This is a genomic window from Caldibacillus debilis DSM 16016, from assembly GCF_000383875.1.
Classification (GTDB): domain Bacteria; phylum Bacillota; class Bacilli; order Bacillales; family Caldibacillaceae; genus Caldibacillus; species Caldibacillus debilis.
Map to the genome: position 1 here is coordinate 77683 of NZ_KB912891.1, position 15793 is coordinate 93475.

Here is a 15793-nt window from a genome sequence, read left to right on the forward strand (position 1 = left end):
ATTCGCGGCCCGTTCGGAAACGGCCCGTTTTAGGGGACGCCCAGGAGGGCGGTGGGCAGGATCCTTCCGGTGCCGGAAAGGACAAAGGACCTGGCCCGCGGGAACGCCTTGGCGGTGGCAGCGGCAAACCGTGCGGCGCCGGAAGAAGGATTTTGGACCAATGGGATAAGTGAATATTTGAAGCAAAGCTGTGGTCCGGATGACAAGCCGGAAAGCGGCCATCGGCACCTTCCCCGGGATTTTCCCCGGGGAATTTTTTGGCACGAAAGCAAGGGTTCAAGCCGACCTTGGCCGGCTGGCGGACCGGCCACGATGCGGATCCTTGCGGTGCCGGGACGGCGGCCGGGCCCCCTGAATTGATCCGAAGGGATGCAAGTGATCGACAGGGAAATTTTGCCGGGATAAATCGGCATAAAAAAGCCCGGCCCCTTATCCGGGAGCCGGGCGAATTGAAACCGCGGGAAAAGGGATTTTGCAAAGGATTCACTTTGCCAGCAATTCCTGCAGATCCTTTCCGCTTTCGCTCGCCAGGGCGTCTTCGTCGACAAAGACGAACACTTTCGGATGGGTTTTTATGGCCGAAGCGGGGAAATCCTCGTTCGGCTCTTCGGTAAACAGCCGGCGGACCGCTTCCTGTTTCCCCTTTCCGGAAATCAAGAGCAGGATTTCCTTCGCTTCCAAAATGGTTCCGATCCCCATGGTGATGGCATGGGTCGGCACATCGTCCAGGGATGGGAAAAACCGGGAGTTGGCCTGCCGGGTGCTTTCCGCCAAACGGATGTATTGGGTCCGGCTGTTGAAGGGCGATCCGGGTTCATTGAACCCGATATGACCGTTTCGCCCGATTCCGAGGATTTGCAGGTCGATGCCCCCGAATTTTTTGATTAATGCCTCGTAGTTTTTGCATTCTTCCTCGATGTTTTCCGCCGTTCCGTCCGGGATGAAAGTGTTGTTCTTGTCGATATCGATATGGTTGAACAGCTGGTGGTCCATGAAATAGCGGTAGCTGTTCGGATCGTTTCCGTCCAGGCCGACGTATTCGTCCAAGTTGAAGGTGACGACCCGGCGGAAACTGATGTTGTTGTTTTTATATTCGGCGATCAGGTTTTGATAAAGCCCGATCGGCGTCGAGCCGGTGGCCAGGCCCAAGACGAGGTCCGGTTTTTCCTTGATCCGGCTGACGATATGGGCGCAGGCCTTTTTGCTCATGTCTTCGTAATTTTTTGCGACGATCACTTCCATGTTTAAAACTCTCCTTTAAACGCGATGGCTCCTCTGCAGATTGTCAATATCGGTTCGTACTGTTCGTTCAGGACGACCAGGTCGGCGTCTTTTCCCGCCTCCAGGCTGCCTTTCCGGTCAAACAGCCCCAATTCCCTCGCCGGGTTTTCCGACGCCAGCTTTACGGCCTCCGGCAGGGTGAGGGAGGTATGTGCCAGAATATTTTTGATCCCGTCTTTCATTTTGAGAATGCTGCCGGCCAATGTGCCGTCAGAAAGCAGCGCCTTCCCGTCCCGGACGTGGACATCCTGTCCGCCGAGATCGTAGACGCCGTTTTTCAAACATTTGGCCCGCATGGCGTCGGTAATCAATACGACACGGTCCAGGCCCTTTGCCTGCAAGATGAGGCGGAACATCTCCGGCCGGACGTGGATGCCGTCGGCGATGAGCTCCACGGTCAATTCATCGAAAAGGAGGGCGGCACCCGCCGTTCCCGGTTCGCGGTGGTGAATCCCTTTCATGCCGTTGAACAAATGGGTCACATGGGTCGCCCCCGCTTCCACGGCCGCCTTCACATCCGCATAATCGGCGTCGCTGTGTCCGATGGAGGCGATGCAACGGTTCTTTGATAAATAATGAACAAGTTCAAGCCCGTTGGGACATTCGGGGGCCATCGTCACCAGACGGATATGGCCTTCCGCGAGGTTTTGCCATTTTTGAAAGGTCTCCACATCCGGTTCGAGGATATATTCTTCCGGTTGGGCCCCCTTCCTTTTGGCATTAATAAAAGGTCCTTCCAAATGGATGCCGACGACTTCCGCTTTTCCCGGGGCGTTCTGTTCCTTGATGTAGGAAGCCGCATTGGCCAGGGCCTTTTCGATGGCTTGAGGGCTTTGGGTGATCGTAGTCGCCAAAAAGGCGGTGGTCCCTTCCTTCGCCAAAGTTTTCGCGATCGTATCCAGGGCTTCGGGCGTGGCATCCATCGTATCGGCGCCCCCCGCCCCGTGGATATGTACATCGATAAATCCCGGCACGATGTAGACGGGATGGGAAAAGGTTATGGTTTCCGCATCGGGGAGGGCATGCCCGCCTTTTCTTCCCGCCTTTTCAATCTTGCCGTCCCTGATGGCTACAAACCCATCCTCCAGAAGTTCATTTCCCAGGCATACCGTTCCTTCGACAATGAAAGCGTCGCTTTTCATTTCGGGACTCTCATTCTCCTTTATTTCATAGTGTTCACTCCCTATTATAGTATAATTTCTTAAGGAAGACATCTTTATCATGGGACGGAGGGGCGAAAAAACGTTCCCCGAATCCGGAAAGACAAAACCGCGGAAATTTTCTGCCCTTTTATTTTTCTTCTCCGGAAAACATGATAAAATAGGCATAACAAAAAGGAACGGACCAGAAAAAGGAAAAGCGAGTGGAAGCAAGATGGCAAAGGTGACTGTGAAAGATTTATTGAAAAATTTTAAAATGGAGCTGGTCAGCGGAGAAGAGGGCATCAACCGGCAGATTACCACGAGCGATCTGTCCAGGCCGGGGATCGAATTGGCCGGATTTTACGACCATTATCCGGCGGAGCGGGTCCAGCTGCTCGGAAGGACGGAATTGTCCTTTTTCCATAAATTTTTGTCGCCGCAGGAACGGAAGGAAAGAATGGAGAAGCTTTGCACGGAAATCACCCCGGCCATCATCGTGACGCGCAACCAAGAGGTCCCGGAAGAGCTCATCCGGGCTTCGGAAAGGGTCGGGGTTCCCGTTTTGCGCTCCCCGATGAAAACAACCAAGATTTCGAGCCTCTTGACCAATTATTTGGAAGGGAAGCTGGCCCCGACCATTTCCATCCACGGCGTCCTCGTGGATGTCTACGGCGTCGGCGTTTTAATTACGGGGAAAAGCGGCGTCGGGAAAAGCGAAACGGCCCTCGAGCTGGTAAAGCGGGGGCACCGCCTCGTCGCCGATGACTGCGTGGAGATCCGCCAGGAAGATTACGACACCCTGGTTGGAAACGCTCCCGAGCTGATCGAACATTTGTTGGAGATTCGCGGACTTGGGATCATCAATGTCATGACCTTATTCGGCGCCGGCAGCGTCCGGAGCCATAAGCGGATCTCCCTGTGCATCCATTTGGAAAATTGGGATGCGAACAAACAATATGACCGGATCGGCCTGGAAGAGGAAAAGATGAAGATCTTCGACACGGAATTGCCGAAGCTGACGATCCCTGTTCAGCCGGGCAGAAACCTGGCCGTCATCATCGAAGTGGCGGCCATGAATTACCGGCTGAAACGGATGGGGGTAAATGCGGCGCAATTGTTTACCGAAAAGCTGTACAGTTCCATCACCCAACGCCCCGATGATGAAGATTGATTCGGCCGGCGGGCCGGATTTGCGGGAAATGCCGAAAGGACCGCACATCATGCGCGATTTTTCCCGCCGGATGATCGATGGGCGGGCGGTCCATGGGTCTGATCAACCGATTTGCAAATAAACCGCATTGAGCGATTTACCGGATTCATGAACATTCCCGCTTTTGCGAACCGATTGCGGCGGAAGGGGACCGGCGGCCAATCCGCGCGGTCGGGCTGGCGGCCTGTAAGGAAATGACCGTCCCTTTCCGCCGTCCAATCACTAAACGGGCAGAACGATTCGTCAATCTTTGATAAGGAGAGGTAATATGCTCTATACGATCCAACCCCTTGATCCTGTTGCCTTTAAACTCGGACCGATATCCGTCCGGTGGTACGGGATTATTATCGTCACCGGCATTATCATCGCCTACTTTTTGGCCGTCCGGGAAGGCAAAAAGCGGGGGATCCGCGAGGAAGTCTTTACCGATCTGTTGATTTGGGCCGTACCCATTGCGATCCTTTGCGCCCGGATTTATTACGTGATCTTCCAGTGGGACTATTACTCCCTTTATCCGGAGCAGATCGTTCAAATCTGGAGGGGAGGGCTCGCGATTCATGGCGCCTTGATCGGCGCGGTCGCCACCGCCGCCGTTTTTTGTTACAAAAGAAAAATCCCCTTTTTCAAGCTGGCGGATATTGCCGCCCCCAGTCTGATCATCGGCCAGGCCATCGGCCGCTGGGGGAATTTTATGAATCAGGAGGCCTATGGCGGCGTGGTCACGCGGGAATTTTTGGAGAGTCTCCGCCTTCCCGATTTTATCATCAACCAGATGTATATCGACGGGCAATACCGGCACCCGACGTTCCTGTATGAGTCGCTGTGGAACTTTTTCGTGTTCCTCTTGCTGATCCTTCTGAGAAGGACGAAAGTGAAACAGGGGGAAATCTTTTTTGCCTATCTGATTTTGTACTCCGTCGGCCGCTTTTTCGTCGAGGGGATGCGGACGGACAGCCTGATGTTTTTCAACCTGCGGGCGGCCCAGCTCGTGTCCGTTTCCTTAATCGTGATTTCGGCGGTGTTGATTTTCGTCCGCCGGAGAAATAAGGAGATTCCCCGCTATTCGGAATAGGACCGGGGATTGGCGCTTGCGGGCCGGAAGGCGGGTCAACCCGTTGCGGCGGCGGGACGCCGCAACGGCGAAAAAGCCGGCCCTGTTCGGCCGGGACCATCGGCCTTTCTTGATGTCCTGCCGGGTCTTCCCGGACGGATAGGTCCGGACCGGGTCCGTCGTATTTGCGGCCTTGTGCGGGCCCCCGCCGGTTTTACTCGCATGGGAAAAGCGGGTTCATCGCTCTGCAAGGTGAACGGGAAGATCCGGCGCGGCAAGCGCCGGACGGAAGGCGGGTGCGGCCAAGCGGCGCCATCGCTTGGAAAGGCGCTCCGAAACGGGATCATCGCTGTGAAAGGGGTACGGAAAGTGGGTTCAACGCTTCGAGAGGGATTGCGTTCGGGATTCAAAACGACGTGGATTCTCGGCAAAGTCATTTTTCCCGTTACCTTGATCGTCACCCTCCTTCAATCGACGCCGGTTTTGCCATGGCTGATGGATCTTTTGTCCCCGGTCATGGGTCTTTTCGGCCTGCCGGGGGAGGCGGCGATTCCCCTCGTGCTGGGGAACGTGCTGAACCTGTATGCGGGCATCGGGGCCATTTTATCCCTCCCTTTATCGGTAAAAGAAGTGTTTATTCTGGCGGTGATGCTTTCCTTTTCCCACAATTTGTTCATCGAATCGGGGGTCGCCGCCAAATCGGGGGTTAAACTTTGGCTGATCGTCCTCGTACGGCTCGGCTTGGCGGTCGGCTCCGCCGCCGCCATCCATCTCCTCTGGCAAGGCGGGGAAGAAGAAGCGCGTTACGGCCTCGCTGCCGGAGCCGGCAACGCGGAAGGCAGCGTCCTTTGGGAAGGGATAAAACGGGGGTTTTTTGGCGTCGTCCAAACGGCGGTGATCGTCATCCCGCTGATGGTCGCCATTCAAATCATGAAGGACAAACGGTGGCTGGACGTCTTTTCGAAAAAAATGGCGCCGGTGACCAGGTTTTTGGGCTTGGGCGAAAATACGGCGCTCGCCTTGACGGCCGGTTTGATTTTCGGCATGGCCTACGGGGCCGGCGTCCTTCTCCGGTCGATCCGGGAAGAAGGCGTCAGCCGGCGGGACGCGAGCGTGGTTTTCATCTTTTTGGCCGCATGCCATGCGGTCATTGAAGATACATTGGTCTTTGCACCCCTTGGCATACCCGTCTTGCCGTTATTTTTGTTGAGGTTATCGGCGGCGGTTTTGCTGACGGTTGCCGTCAGCCAATGTTGGAAAGACGTTTCACAAACGGGCAGAAAGGACTGGAGCCATGATTACCGTTCTCCTCTTTGATTTTGACGGGACCCTCGTCGACACCAACGAATTGATCATTCAATCGTTCATGCATACCTTCGACCGGTTTTTCCCGAACCGGTACAGCAGGGAAGATTGCATATCGTTTATCGGTCCGACGCTGAGGGAAACCTTCGGGAAGATAGCGCCGGATCGCGCCAAGGAAATGATCGCCTGCTACCGGGCTTTTAACCGGGAAAACCATGACCGTTACATCCGGGAGTTCCCCGGCGTTTATGAGACCATCCGCGCATTGCATGAACACCGTTTCCGCCTGGGAATCGTGACATCGAAAATGAAAGAAATGGTGCATCTGGGTTTGGAAGCGACCCGGCTCCGCCCCTTTTTCCCATGCATCATCTCGGTCGACGAGGTGGCGAATCCGAAACCCCATCCGGAATCGGTGCTGAAGGCGATGGAATTTTTCGGCGCCCGGCCCGAAGAGACGCTGATGATCGGGGACAATTATCATGACATTTTGGCGGGAAAAAACGCCGGGACAAAGACGGCGGGGGTGGCGTGGTCGCTGAAAGGAAAGGATTATTTGCGGCAGTTCCATCCGGATTATATGCTCGATAAGATGAGCGATCTTTTAACGATTGTCGGGGTTGAGCAGGATGAGAAGGACGACGCGGTATCCGGTTGAAGGGCCGAATCCTTTGTGGCAAGTTTATAAAACCGTCCCCTTTTGGAAGGTGGTAAAAAATTTCATCGTCATCCAAATCGCCCGCTACACGCCCTTTTTGCCTTTGAAAAATTTTCTCTACCGGAAATTTTTGAAAATGAAGGTGGGGGATAACACGTCCTTCGCCCTGATGGCCATGGTCGACGTGTTTTTCCCGGAAAAAATCACCGTCGGTTCCAACAGCGTGATCGGCTACAATACGACGATACTGACCCACGAATATTTGATTGACGAATACCGGATCGGGGAAGTCGTCATCGGCAACGAAGTGATGATCGGCGCCAATACGACCATCCTTCCCGGCGTGACGATCGGCGACCGGGCCGTCGTCTCCGCGGCCACCCTCGTCCATCAAGACGTTCCCCCCGGCGCCTTTGTCGGCGGGAATCCGATGCGGGTGATTTACACAAAGGAAGAGATGGAGGAACGGAAGAAGATGTCCCGGCCCGACCGGTAGCTGTCTTCCGGCCGGGCGCCTTTACTGGGGCGGCGGGCAGATTTCCGGCAATCGGGGGACATCGTCCGGGGCCGGGGAAAGGATGCTCAGCCTTGAAGGGACCGGTGATTGTTTTACGATGCGCAAAGGACTGCGGCTGCCCATGACCTATTTTCGTGCAAAGGCGGGAGACTGCCTGCCTTTTTCACAAAAGGGTCATGGGCTTTTTCTTTGGAATTCGGTAAAATTGCCTGACCATCCGGGCCCCGGCATGGTCGCCCGGCTGTTCGACACAGGGCAGGAACGTTCTGCATGCCTTGGTTCCGGACCGGAATGTCCAACATTCGCTTTTTCTTTGGGTTTGGATGGTTTAACATTTAAGGATAAATGTCCAACATTTTTGCCGAGTGTTCAACAAACGATTTCGTTTGTCCAATATGTTGGGTAAAACGTTCAACATTTCTTTTGGCTTTCAGGACGGATCGTCCAACATTTCAGCCGGATTGTTCAATATCATGAAAAAATCGTCCATCACCGCATGGGAATGTCCAACATTTTCAACAATTGGTTCATCATTTTAAATTTTAGGTTCTAAATAGAAAAGAAATTGTCCAACATGGAAGGAAAAATAACCGTCATCCCGGAAAAAACGTCAATCATCCCGAGAAAAATGTCCATCATCCTTTCCGGTGTCTGACATCCGCGACGGTTTGTACCCTTATGGGTCCGTTTTTTTACCCCATGCGGAGCCCGGGACCGGATGTACCGGCCTTCTGGCCTTCGCACGGCAAAATCCTCCGTGCTTTTCGCCCCGGTCGGATTGGAGGAAAACCCGGCTTCCGGGAACCGGAAGCCGGCCTGGCAGCAGGCATTTTTGCGAAGCTTCCCGGGCTCCATCGTTTGGATTCGCGGGGAAAGAAATTTATTTTCTCGGCGGTGGAATTGTGTTAAAATGTACTTTCGGAAATTCGAAAACTTTTTACGGACGGAAAGCTGGAGGATTTTTAGTGAATAATTCCATGGATCACGAATCCCAACTGAAAAAATTGATTTCATTCATACCGAACGGAAAGTTTTATTTTTCGAAGGCGGTCAAAGCCTTCCAGCAAAATAAATTGCCCTTGGCGAAAAAATATCTGGAGAGGGCCAATCAGCTGGAACCGGACGATCCGACGATCATTTGCCAATTGGCCATCGTCATGGCGGAAATGGGCGATTATGAACCGGCGAATGATCTCCTCTATTATATATTGAACCGCATCGATCCGGACATGACCGAATGTTATTATTTTTTGGGAAACAACTACGCCTATCTCGGAAAATATAAAGAGGCCCTGTACCACGTCCGCACCTATCTCTATTTTGATCCGGAAGGGGAATACGCCGAGGAGGCGAAAGAACTGGAGGAAATCCTCGTCATGGAGATCGGCGAGGAGGAAGACTTTTTGACGCAGGGCGGTGCGGGGGAAGACTTTTGGGAAGAACTCGAGCTGATCGAGCTTCAGGATGAAGCCAACCGGCTGCTGAAGGAGGGAAAGATCGGGGAAGCGATCTGGCTTTTCCGGGAAATCATCGAAAAATATCCCCGCTTTTGGCCAGCCTACAACAACTTGGCCCTCGCCTATTTTTACATCGGAAAAACCGCTGATGCCGCGGAATTATTGGAGCAGGTCTTGGCGGAGAGCCCCGGGAATCTCCATGCCCTGTGCAACGCCGCCATCTTTTCGCGCCACGCAGGAGAGCCGGTGGACGGGTTGGCGTCGATGCTGGAGAAAATTTATCCGATTTCCGACGACCACCGTTTCAAATTGGGCACGACGCTGGCGATTCTCGGCAGATACGAACGGGCCTACCAATGGCTGAAATCGATCGCGAAAAAAGGCTATGAAGTGGACAGTTACCTTTATTACTGGCTGGCCTATTCCGCCCATTTCAGCGGAATGGAGGAGGAGGCCCGGCAATATTGGGAAACGTTCGTCAGGCTCCATCCGGACAAAAAGGGAAGGGAGCCGTGGAAAACGGAAAATTTCCCCTCCCCCTTTTCCGGATCCCCGCGGCGTCCCGATTGAGCAAGTTCATGGACCGTTCGGCGTTTCTGTTATACCATGGATATGAGGGCAATAATAGTAGCGAAAGGCCTAATAAGCCGTTGGGAGTGAAGAAATGTGGCTGAAGAAAAAATTTATGATGTGGTGATCATCGGGGCGGGTCCCGCCGGCATGACGGCGGCGGTCTACACATCCCGCGCCAATCTGTCCACATTAATGATCGAACGGGGCGTGCCCGGCGGGCAAATGGTGAATACCGGGGAAGTGGAAAATTATCCCGGCTATGATTCCATTTTAGGGCCGGAATTGTCGGAAAAAATGTTTGCCCATGCGAAAAAATTCGGAGCCGAATACGCTTACGGGGATATCAAAGAGGTCATCGACGGGAAACCTTACAAGCGGGTCATCGCCGGGAACAAGGAATATAAGGCCCGCGCCGTCATCATCGCCACCGGGGCGGAATATAAGAAGCTCGGCGTCCCCGGGGAAATGGAATTGAGCGGCAGGGGCGTCTCCTATTGCGCCGTATGTGACGGGGCGTTTTTCAGAGGGAAGGATCTGATCGTGGTCGGCGGGGGCGATTCGGCGGTTGAAGAAGGGGTTTATTTGACCCGGTTTGCCAGAAAAGTCACGATCGTCCACCGCCGCGACAAGCTGCGGGCGCAAAAGATTTTGCAGCAGCGGGCCTTCGCCAATGAAAAAATCGACTTTATCTGGAACCATACGGTAAAAAGAATCAATGAAAAGGACGGAAAAGTGGGGAGCGTCACCCTCGTTTCCACCGTGGACGGCACGGAAAAAGAAGTGGCCGCGGACGGCGTATTCATTTACATCGGCATGGTGCCGCTGACGAAGCCCTTCGAAAAATTGGGAATCACCAATGAAAACGGCTATATTGTGACGAACGAGCGGATGGAAACGAAAATCCCGGGTATTTTTGCCGCGGGGGATGTCAGGGAAAAAACGCTGCGGCAAATCGTTACGGCGACGGGGGACGGCTGCATCGCCGCGCAGAGCGCCCAGCTGTATGTAGAGAATCTGGCCGAAGAATTGGAAAAGGCAAATATTTCATAATCGTTTTCTAACCGAAACGTTAAATCCTTTTAAATCAACTGTAACACGGATGAAACAATGATCGGTTAAGATAAGAATTAGAAATTGACCCCCTTTTAAATAGATCTTTCAATCGTCGGGCACGGGTTTTCACCTGTGCCATTTTTTTTGCGGAATGAGGGAAGACCGGCCCGGCCGGCGGAAAAGGCCCCGGAAAACTTCCCCTTCCCGGTCAGGGATCGTCCTTTCCGCCGGGACCGGGAACCGCTGGAAGGGACAGGGAGATTTCCCGAACCGGAAGACTCGATGGTCCGCGCACGGTGTTTCTGACGGGAAGGAGCCGGAAACAAGGCAGGGCTGTTCCTGACCGGGGGGTTGCCGGACGGAAGGGAGAAACCGGTCAAGGGCCGGTGCGTCAAAACGAAAAGGAACCCCTCGGGGAAAGATCGCCCATATCCGGTTCATCCTTTGGGGAAACGAAGCTTTTGGCGGGGAACTGGACGGGAGGCGGCCCTTTCGCGGGGATGACAGATGGCGGAATTTTCCGGCGGGGCACCCGGCGGCAGCCGGATGGCTCAAACCATTCCGGCTTGGCGCCGGACCCATTCCGGGGAGCCCATCGGATGCATCCCCGGGCATGGCATCGGCGGCCGGGGCTTTCGTCTGGGAAAATCCGTTTTTCCTCATCGATAAGCGCCCGTCTTTGAAATACCGTTCTTACTCCCTATATAGTATAATAAAAATGGTTTGAGCAAAAATCCCGCCGTTTTTTATGCATCCGACGAGGTGAGTTTCATGCAAAGAGTAACCAATTGTGTTTTTTTTAAGGACGGCAAGGTATTGATGCTGAGAAAGCCGAGCCGCGGTTTCTGGGCTTTGCCCGGCGGCAAAATGGAGCCGAAAGAAACGGTGAAGGAAGCGGTCGTCAGGGAATATTTGGAAGAAACGGGGATCCGGATTAAAGATCCGGTGCTGAAAAGCATTTCCACCTTTTTAGTCGATGAAGGAAACGGCGTTCATGAATGGATGATGTTTACCTTTTTGGCGAAGGACGGGGAAGGGCAGACCAAGGAAACGACCGATGAAGGGATCTTGCAATGGCAGCCCGTTCAAGAAATCGGAAACTTGCCGATGGCCGAGGGCGACCGGTTTATCATCCGCCACGCGCTGAACGGGAACGAGATCATGTACAATTCCTTCCATTATTCTTCCGATTATCGTCTGCTTTCCTACCGCCTGGATCCGGAATTGGCATAATCGAAATGCCGGGTTGAAAAGAAGGGGGTCAAAAGATGCAGTCGCAGCACCAGGAGATGCAGGTTGTGATCATCACGGGGATGTCCGGGGCGGGGAAAACGGTTGCGATCCACAGTTTTGAAGATCTCGGTTTTTTTTGTGTGGACAATTTGCCCCCGCTCCTGCTTCCGAAATTTTTGGAGCTGATGAAGGAAAGCGGCAAGATGAACAAGGTCGCCCTGGTGATGGATCTGAGGGGCAGGGAATTTTTTGACGATTTGTTCAAAGTTTTGGACGAACTGGAACAAAGTCCGTGGATGCAGGTCAAGATTTTGTTTTTGGATGCCGACGATTCCACTTTGGTCAACCGGTATAAAGAATCGCGGCGTTCCCACCCCCTGGCCAAATCCGGGCTCCCCTTGGAAGGCATCCGCCTGGAACGGGCGCTGCTCGAGGAAATCAAAGGCCGCGCCCAAATCATTTACAATACGAGCCAAATGAAGCCGAAAGAACTTCGGGAAAAGATTTTGGAAGAATTCTCCGAAAGCAACGCCAAAATCTTTTCCATCCATATCGTTTCCTTCGGCTTTAAGCATGGCATACCGATCGACGCCGATCTCGTCTTCGACGTGCGGTTTTTGCCGAATCCCTATTATATCCGCAGGATGCGGGAGAAAACCGGCTTGGAATCGGAAGTGTACGACTATGTCATGAAGTGGAACGACACGGCCAAGTTTTTGGAAAAATTGACGGACCTTCTGGAGTTCATCATCCCCCTTTACAAGCGGGAAGGGAAGAGCCAGCTGGTGATTGCGGTCGGCTGTACCGGCGGACAGCACCGCTCCGTCGCCATCGCCAGGTATTTGAAAGAAAAGCTGCAAACCGATTATCCGGTGGAAATCACTCACCGGGAAATAAGCGACGAAAGGAAAAAGTTTCATGATGGAATATAAGGCATTGCCGAAAGTCGTCGTCATCGGCGGCGGAACCGGATTGCCCGTATTGCTGCGGGGGTTGAAACGGTTCCCCGTCAACATTACGGCCATCGTCACCGTCGCCGATGACGGAGGCAGTTCGGGAAGGATACGGGAAGATTTACGCGTCCCTCCCCCCGGCGATATCCGCAATGTTTTGGCGGCCCTCTCGGAGGTGGAACCCCTCATCCTTCAGCTGTTCCAGCATCGGTTCCGTTCCGACGGGGAATTATCCGGCCATTCGTTGGGAAATTTGATGCTTGCGGCGATGACGAACATTACGGGCAATTTTGCCCGCGCCGTGCAGGAAATGAGCAAGGTTTTAAACGTGAAAGGGACGGTCCTTCCTTCTTCCAATCAGATCGTGATGCTGCATGCGGAACTGGAGGACGGCACGGTCATTTCCGGGGAATCGAAAATCCCGTTGGCGGGCAAACGGATCAAACGGGTCTTTTTAACCCCGGATCGTATCGATCCCCTTCCCGAAGCCGTCCGCTCCATTGAAACGGCGGATTTCATCATCGTCGGCCCCGGCAGTCTGTATACCAGCATTTTGCCGAATTTGCTCGTGCCGGGCATCGGGCATGCGGTCCGCCAGGCGAAGGCGAGAAAGATCTATATTTGCAACTTGATGACCCAGCCCGGGGAAACGGACGGTTACAAGGCGAGCGACCATATCCAGGCGATCTTTGACCATATCGGCCATGCATCCATCCATCAAATCATCGTCAACGACGGGGCGATTCCCGAAGAAATCACCGAAAAATATAAGAAAGAAACGTCCATTCCCGTCCTCCCCGATGTCGACAACCTCGTGCGAATGGGTTTGGACGTGATTTCCGAACCGATCGCCGACTACAAGAGCGGGATCGTCCGCCACGATTCGCTCAAGCTTTCGGAAATCATTTTTCAAATCATAAAGGAAACCCTTTAGGGGGCCGTTCGCCCGGCTTCCTTCCGGGACGGCCATGCCGGGTGTTTCCGCCAACGGCAAAAAAGCTGGTCCGTTTGCCCGGCCCGCTGAAGGTATGCGCATCAATCGCTTGCATAAAGGCCGTCCCATCGCCGGATTCTCTTGCTTGGTTTTGGAGCGGAAGGGCGGCTTTCGCGAAAAAGCCGTCCGTTTTTCCGGCCCCCCGCGGCTTTCCGGTGAAGGCTCGGGGAGGGGAAACGGGATGTTTCCCGCAACATGCCGGCGGGACCGCTTACGGACCGAACGGGATGTCCCTGGCAAAACGGGAAAAAGCGGCTTTGGACCGGGAAGCAAGCCAAGGCCGGACAAGGGTTTTCGGGCGTGATGGCCGTTTGGGTGCCGGCGGCGTTTTGACCGCGGGACCAAGGCGTTCAAGGTTTTCCTTTGCCGCCTTAAAATTCTGCGAGGGTCTGCAGGTTCCCTTCCGTGAGGGGCGAAAATGACCGGGGACGGCAGGAAAAAACGCAGGTGTCAATTTGTCCAACGACGGGGGTATGAGGGATGTCATTTGCCTCGGATATCAAAAAGGAATTGACGAATCTGGAGGTCAAAGACTGCTGCGGGAAGGCCGAACTCGCCGCATTGACGCGGATGAACGGTTCGGTTTTTTTTGCAGGCCAGAAGGTTTGGGTGAACGTCCAGACGGAAAATGCGGCGATCGCCAGAAGAATCTACACCTTGATCAAAAAATATTACGATGTGCCGCTGGAAGTCATCGTCCGGAAGAAAATGAGGCTGAAAAAAAATAACATCTATATCGTCCGGATCATCGAAGGCGGAGATATGATCCTGAAAGACTTGGAAATCGTCGGCGAAGGATTTTCCATCAACCGGAAGATCTCCGAAGGCCTCACCCGGAAAAAATGCTGCAAGCGGTCCTATTTGCGCGGCGCTTTCCTTGCGGGAGGCTCGGTAAATAACCCGGAGACCTCATCTTATCATCTGGAGATTTTTTCCCTGTTCAATGAACATGCGGAGTCTCTCCGCTCGCTGATGAACGGCTTTTCATTGAACAGCCGGACATTGCAGCGAAAGAAAGGCTATATCACCTATCTGAAGGAAGCGGAAAAAATCAGCGATTTTTTGAACGTGATCGGCGCCCACAACGCCCTGCTGCGCTTTGAGGACGTGCGGATCGTAAGGGACATGCGGAATTCGGTGAACCGGCTCGTCAATTGCGAAACGGCAAATTTGAACAAAACGATCAGCGCGGCGGTCCGGCAAGTGGAGAATATCAAATTGATCGACGAACAAATCGGCCTCGACTCCCTCCCGGAAAAATTGAAGGAAATTGCGAAGCTCCGCCTGGAATACCAGGATGTCACGCTGCAGGAATTATGCGAAATGGCCTCCGGAAAGATCAGCAAATCGGGAATCAACCACCGCCTTCGCAAACTGGACGACATCGCCGAGAAATTGCGAAGCGGGCAGCCCGTCCGTTTTTGAAACGGGAGAATGGGAGGGGGAGGCGGGCGGCGCGGGGCGAAGGCCGCTCCGCGGCCATTTGCATTGCAGGGCAAGGGGATTTCCGGAAAAGAAAAAGGGGCGCGCAACAAGTGCTGCCCCTTTTTTGCGCGCCCTCCGGCGCCCGTCAAGAAATCGTGTTTCTGGAGATAATGTGGTCGATCAGCCCGTAATCCTTCGCTTCTTGGGCGGTCATGAATTTGTCCCGGTCCGTGTCCTTTTGGATGACTTCCAGCGGCTGGCCGGTATGTTCGGACAAGAGTTTGTTGATCTTGTCGCGCAAGAACAGGATCCGTCTCGCCGCGATTTCGATTTCCGTCGCCTGCCCTTGGGCGCCGCCCAACGGTTGGTGGATCATCACTTCGCTGTTCGGCAGGGCGTAGCGTTTCCCTTTCGTTCCCGCCGCCAGCAAGAAGGCGCCCATGGACGCGGCCATGCCGATGCAGATCGTTTGCACATCCGCCTTGACAAATTGCATCGTGTCGTAAATGGCCATTCCGGCGGTGATGCTTCCGCCCGGGCTGTTGATGTATAAGGAGATGTCCTTTTCCGGATTTTCCGCATCCAAAAACAGCAATTGGGCGACGATGGAGTTGGCCACCTGGTCGTCGATCGGCCCACCGAGCATGATGATCCGGTCTTTCAAAAGGCGGGAATAAATATCGTAGGCACGTTCTCCGCGATTGGTTTGTTCGATGACTGTCGGAATCAAATACATCGGGAAACTCCTCCTTGAAAAAACAATTTTCATACAAAATCATCATACAATAAAGGTCAATAAAGGTCAAACAAAAAGAGGCCCGGCCAATAATACTTTTTTCGCCAAAAAGCGTTCGGTGTAAAAGACGGTAACTAAATTTGCAAAAGCCACGGATAGCCCCTCCGTTTGATCGTGGTATCGCCGCCTCTAATCATAACACGGT

15 protein-coding genes are annotated in these 15793 nt (G+C 53.7%); 12 read left to right on the forward strand and 3 right to left on the reverse strand.

What is annotated here, in order from left to right:
• Window positions 1-483 precede the first annotated feature (483 nt).
• Together nagB and nagA are read right to left on the reverse strand one after the other, a co-directional pair.
• Window positions 484-1242, reverse strand: a complete 759-nt coding sequence (gene nagB / locus A3EQ_RS0110185) for a glucosamine-6-phosphate deaminase (protein WP_020155073.1) — start codon at window positions 1240-1242, stop codon at window positions 484-486.
• 2 nt (window positions 1243-1244) lie between these two features.
• Entirely contained in the window at window positions 1245-2423 is a 1179-nt protein-coding gene (nagA, locus tag A3EQ_RS0110190; RefSeq protein WP_020155074.1) for an N-acetylglucosamine-6-phosphate deacetylase, read from the reverse strand.
• A gap of 232 nt (window positions 2424-2655) precedes the next feature.
• Here nagA and hprK point away from each other — a divergent pair, with 232 nt between their 5' ends.
• The 12 genes from hprK (at window position 2656) to whiA (ending at window position 14852) form a co-directional block, all read left to right on the forward strand.
• The gene (hprK, locus tag A3EQ_RS0110195) at window positions 2656-3594 is read left to right on the forward strand and encodes an HPr(Ser) kinase/phosphatase (RefSeq protein WP_026499888.1); all 939 of its coding nucleotides are present in this window, start codon (window positions 2656-2658) and stop codon (window positions 3592-3594) included.
• Window positions 3595-3901: 307 nt separating this feature from the next.
• A complete protein-coding gene (gene lgt / locus A3EQ_RS0110205) occupies window positions 3902-4705 on the forward strand; it encodes a prolipoprotein diacylglyceryl transferase (protein WP_020155077.1) in 804 nt (267 codons plus the stop codon).
• Between the two features lie 348 nt (window positions 4706-5053).
• Window positions 5054-6001, forward strand: coding sequence for a nucleoside recognition domain-containing protein (locus A3EQ_RS0110215; RefSeq protein WP_040369348.1), 948 nt, complete (start codon window positions 5054-5056; stop codon window positions 5999-6001).
• A complete protein-coding gene (gene ppaX / locus A3EQ_RS0110220) occupies window positions 5979-6647 on the forward strand; it encodes a pyrophosphatase PpaX (protein ID WP_020155080.1) in 669 nt (222 codons plus the stop codon). Before A3EQ_RS0110215 ends, ppaX begins: the two co-directional genes overlap by 23 nt.
• Window positions 6619-7143, forward strand: a complete 525-nt coding sequence (locus A3EQ_RS0110225; RefSeq protein WP_020155081.1) for an acyltransferase — start codon at window positions 6619-6621, stop codon at window positions 7141-7143. The genes ppaX and A3EQ_RS0110225 overlap by 29 nt, the downstream gene beginning before the upstream one ends.
• Window positions 7144-7261: 118 nt before the next feature.
• The gene (locus tag A3EQ_RS22495; protein WP_154652851.1) at window positions 7262-7570 is read left to right on the forward strand and encodes a hypothetical protein; all 309 of its coding nucleotides are present in this window, start codon (window positions 7262-7264) and stop codon (window positions 7568-7570) included.
• Between the two features lie 559 nt (window positions 7571-8129).
• Window positions 8130-9191 (forward strand): tetratricopeptide repeat protein, encoded by a 1062-nt coding sequence (locus tag A3EQ_RS20915; protein WP_020155083.1) that lies wholly within the window; start codon window positions 8130-8132, stop codon window positions 9189-9191.
• Window positions 9192-9287: 96 nt separating this feature from the next.
• Window positions 9288-10244, forward strand: coding sequence for a thioredoxin-disulfide reductase (gene trxB / locus A3EQ_RS0110240; RefSeq protein WP_020155084.1), 957 nt, complete (start codon window positions 9288-9290; stop codon window positions 10242-10244).
• A gap of 774 nt (window positions 10245-11018) precedes the next feature.
• On the forward strand, window positions 11019-11480 hold the full coding sequence (locus tag A3EQ_RS0110250; protein ID WP_026499891.1) for an NUDIX hydrolase: 462 nt from the start codon (window positions 11019-11021) through the stop codon (window positions 11478-11480).
• A 35-nt stretch (window positions 11481-11515) separates the two neighbouring features.
• Window positions 11516-12412, forward strand: a complete 897-nt coding sequence (rapZ, locus tag A3EQ_RS0110255) for an RNase adapter RapZ (RefSeq protein WP_020155087.1) — start codon at window positions 11516-11518, stop codon at window positions 12410-12412.
• The gene (locus tag A3EQ_RS0110260) at window positions 12399-13367 is read left to right on the forward strand and encodes a gluconeogenesis factor YvcK family protein (RefSeq protein WP_020155088.1); all 969 of its coding nucleotides are present in this window, start codon (window positions 12399-12401) and stop codon (window positions 13365-13367) included. The genes rapZ and A3EQ_RS0110260 overlap by 14 nt, the downstream gene beginning before the upstream one ends.
• Window positions 13368-13907: 540 nt before the next feature.
• Window positions 13908-14852 (forward strand): DNA-binding protein WhiA, encoded by a 945-nt coding sequence (gene whiA, locus A3EQ_RS0110270; protein ID WP_020155090.1) that lies wholly within the window; start codon window positions 13908-13910, stop codon window positions 14850-14852.
• Window positions 14853-14997: 145 nt separating this feature from the next.
• Here whiA and clpP read toward each other — a convergent pair whose 3' ends face one another.
• On the reverse strand, window positions 14998-15588 hold the full coding sequence (clpP, locus tag A3EQ_RS0110275; RefSeq protein WP_020155091.1) for an ATP-dependent Clp endopeptidase proteolytic subunit ClpP: 591 nt from the start codon (window positions 15586-15588) through the stop codon (window positions 14998-15000).
• Between the last annotated feature and the right edge of the window lie 205 nt (window positions 15589-15793).

Coding starts and splice junctions, on each gene's coding strand:
- rapZ (WP_020155087.1), top strand. CDS start 11,516: ATGCAGTCGCAGCACCAGGAGATGCAGGTTGTGATCATCACGGGGATG.
- A3EQ_RS0110250 (WP_026499891.1), top strand. CDS start 11,019: ATGCAAAGAGTAACCAATTGTGTTTTTTTTAAGGACGGCAAGGTATTG.
- nagA (WP_020155074.1), bottom strand. CDS start 2,423: ATGAAAAGCGACGCTTTCATTGTCGAAGGAACGGTATGCCTGGGAAAT.
- ppaX (WP_020155080.1), top strand. CDS start 5,979: ATGATTACCGTTCTCCTCTTTGATTTTGACGGGACCCTCGTCGACACC.
- clpP (WP_020155091.1), bottom strand. CDS start 15,588: ATGTATTTGATTCCGACAGTCATCGAACAAACCAATCGCGGAGAACGT.
- lgt (WP_020155077.1), top strand. CDS start 3,902: ATGCTCTATACGATCCAACCCCTTGATCCTGTTGCCTTTAAACTCGGA.
- A3EQ_RS0110225 (WP_020155081.1), top strand. CDS start 6,619: ATGAGAAGGACGACGCGGTATCCGGTTGAAGGGCCGAATCCTTTGTGG.
- nagB (WP_020155073.1), bottom strand. CDS start 1,242: ATGGAAGTGATCGTCGCAAAAAATTACGAAGACATGAGCAAAAAGGCC.
- A3EQ_RS22495 (WP_154652851.1), top strand. CDS start 7,262: ATGCGCAAAGGACTGCGGCTGCCCATGACCTATTTTCGTGCAAAGGCG.
- whiA (WP_020155090.1), top strand. CDS start 13,908: ATGTCATTTGCCTCGGATATCAAAAAGGAATTGACGAATCTGGAGGTC.
- hprK (WP_026499888.1), top strand. CDS start 2,656: ATGGCAAAGGTGACTGTGAAAGATTTATTGAAAAATTTTAAAATGGAG.
- A3EQ_RS0110260 (WP_020155088.1), top strand. CDS start 12,399: ATGATGGAATATAAGGCATTGCCGAAAGTCGTCGTCATCGGCGGCGGA.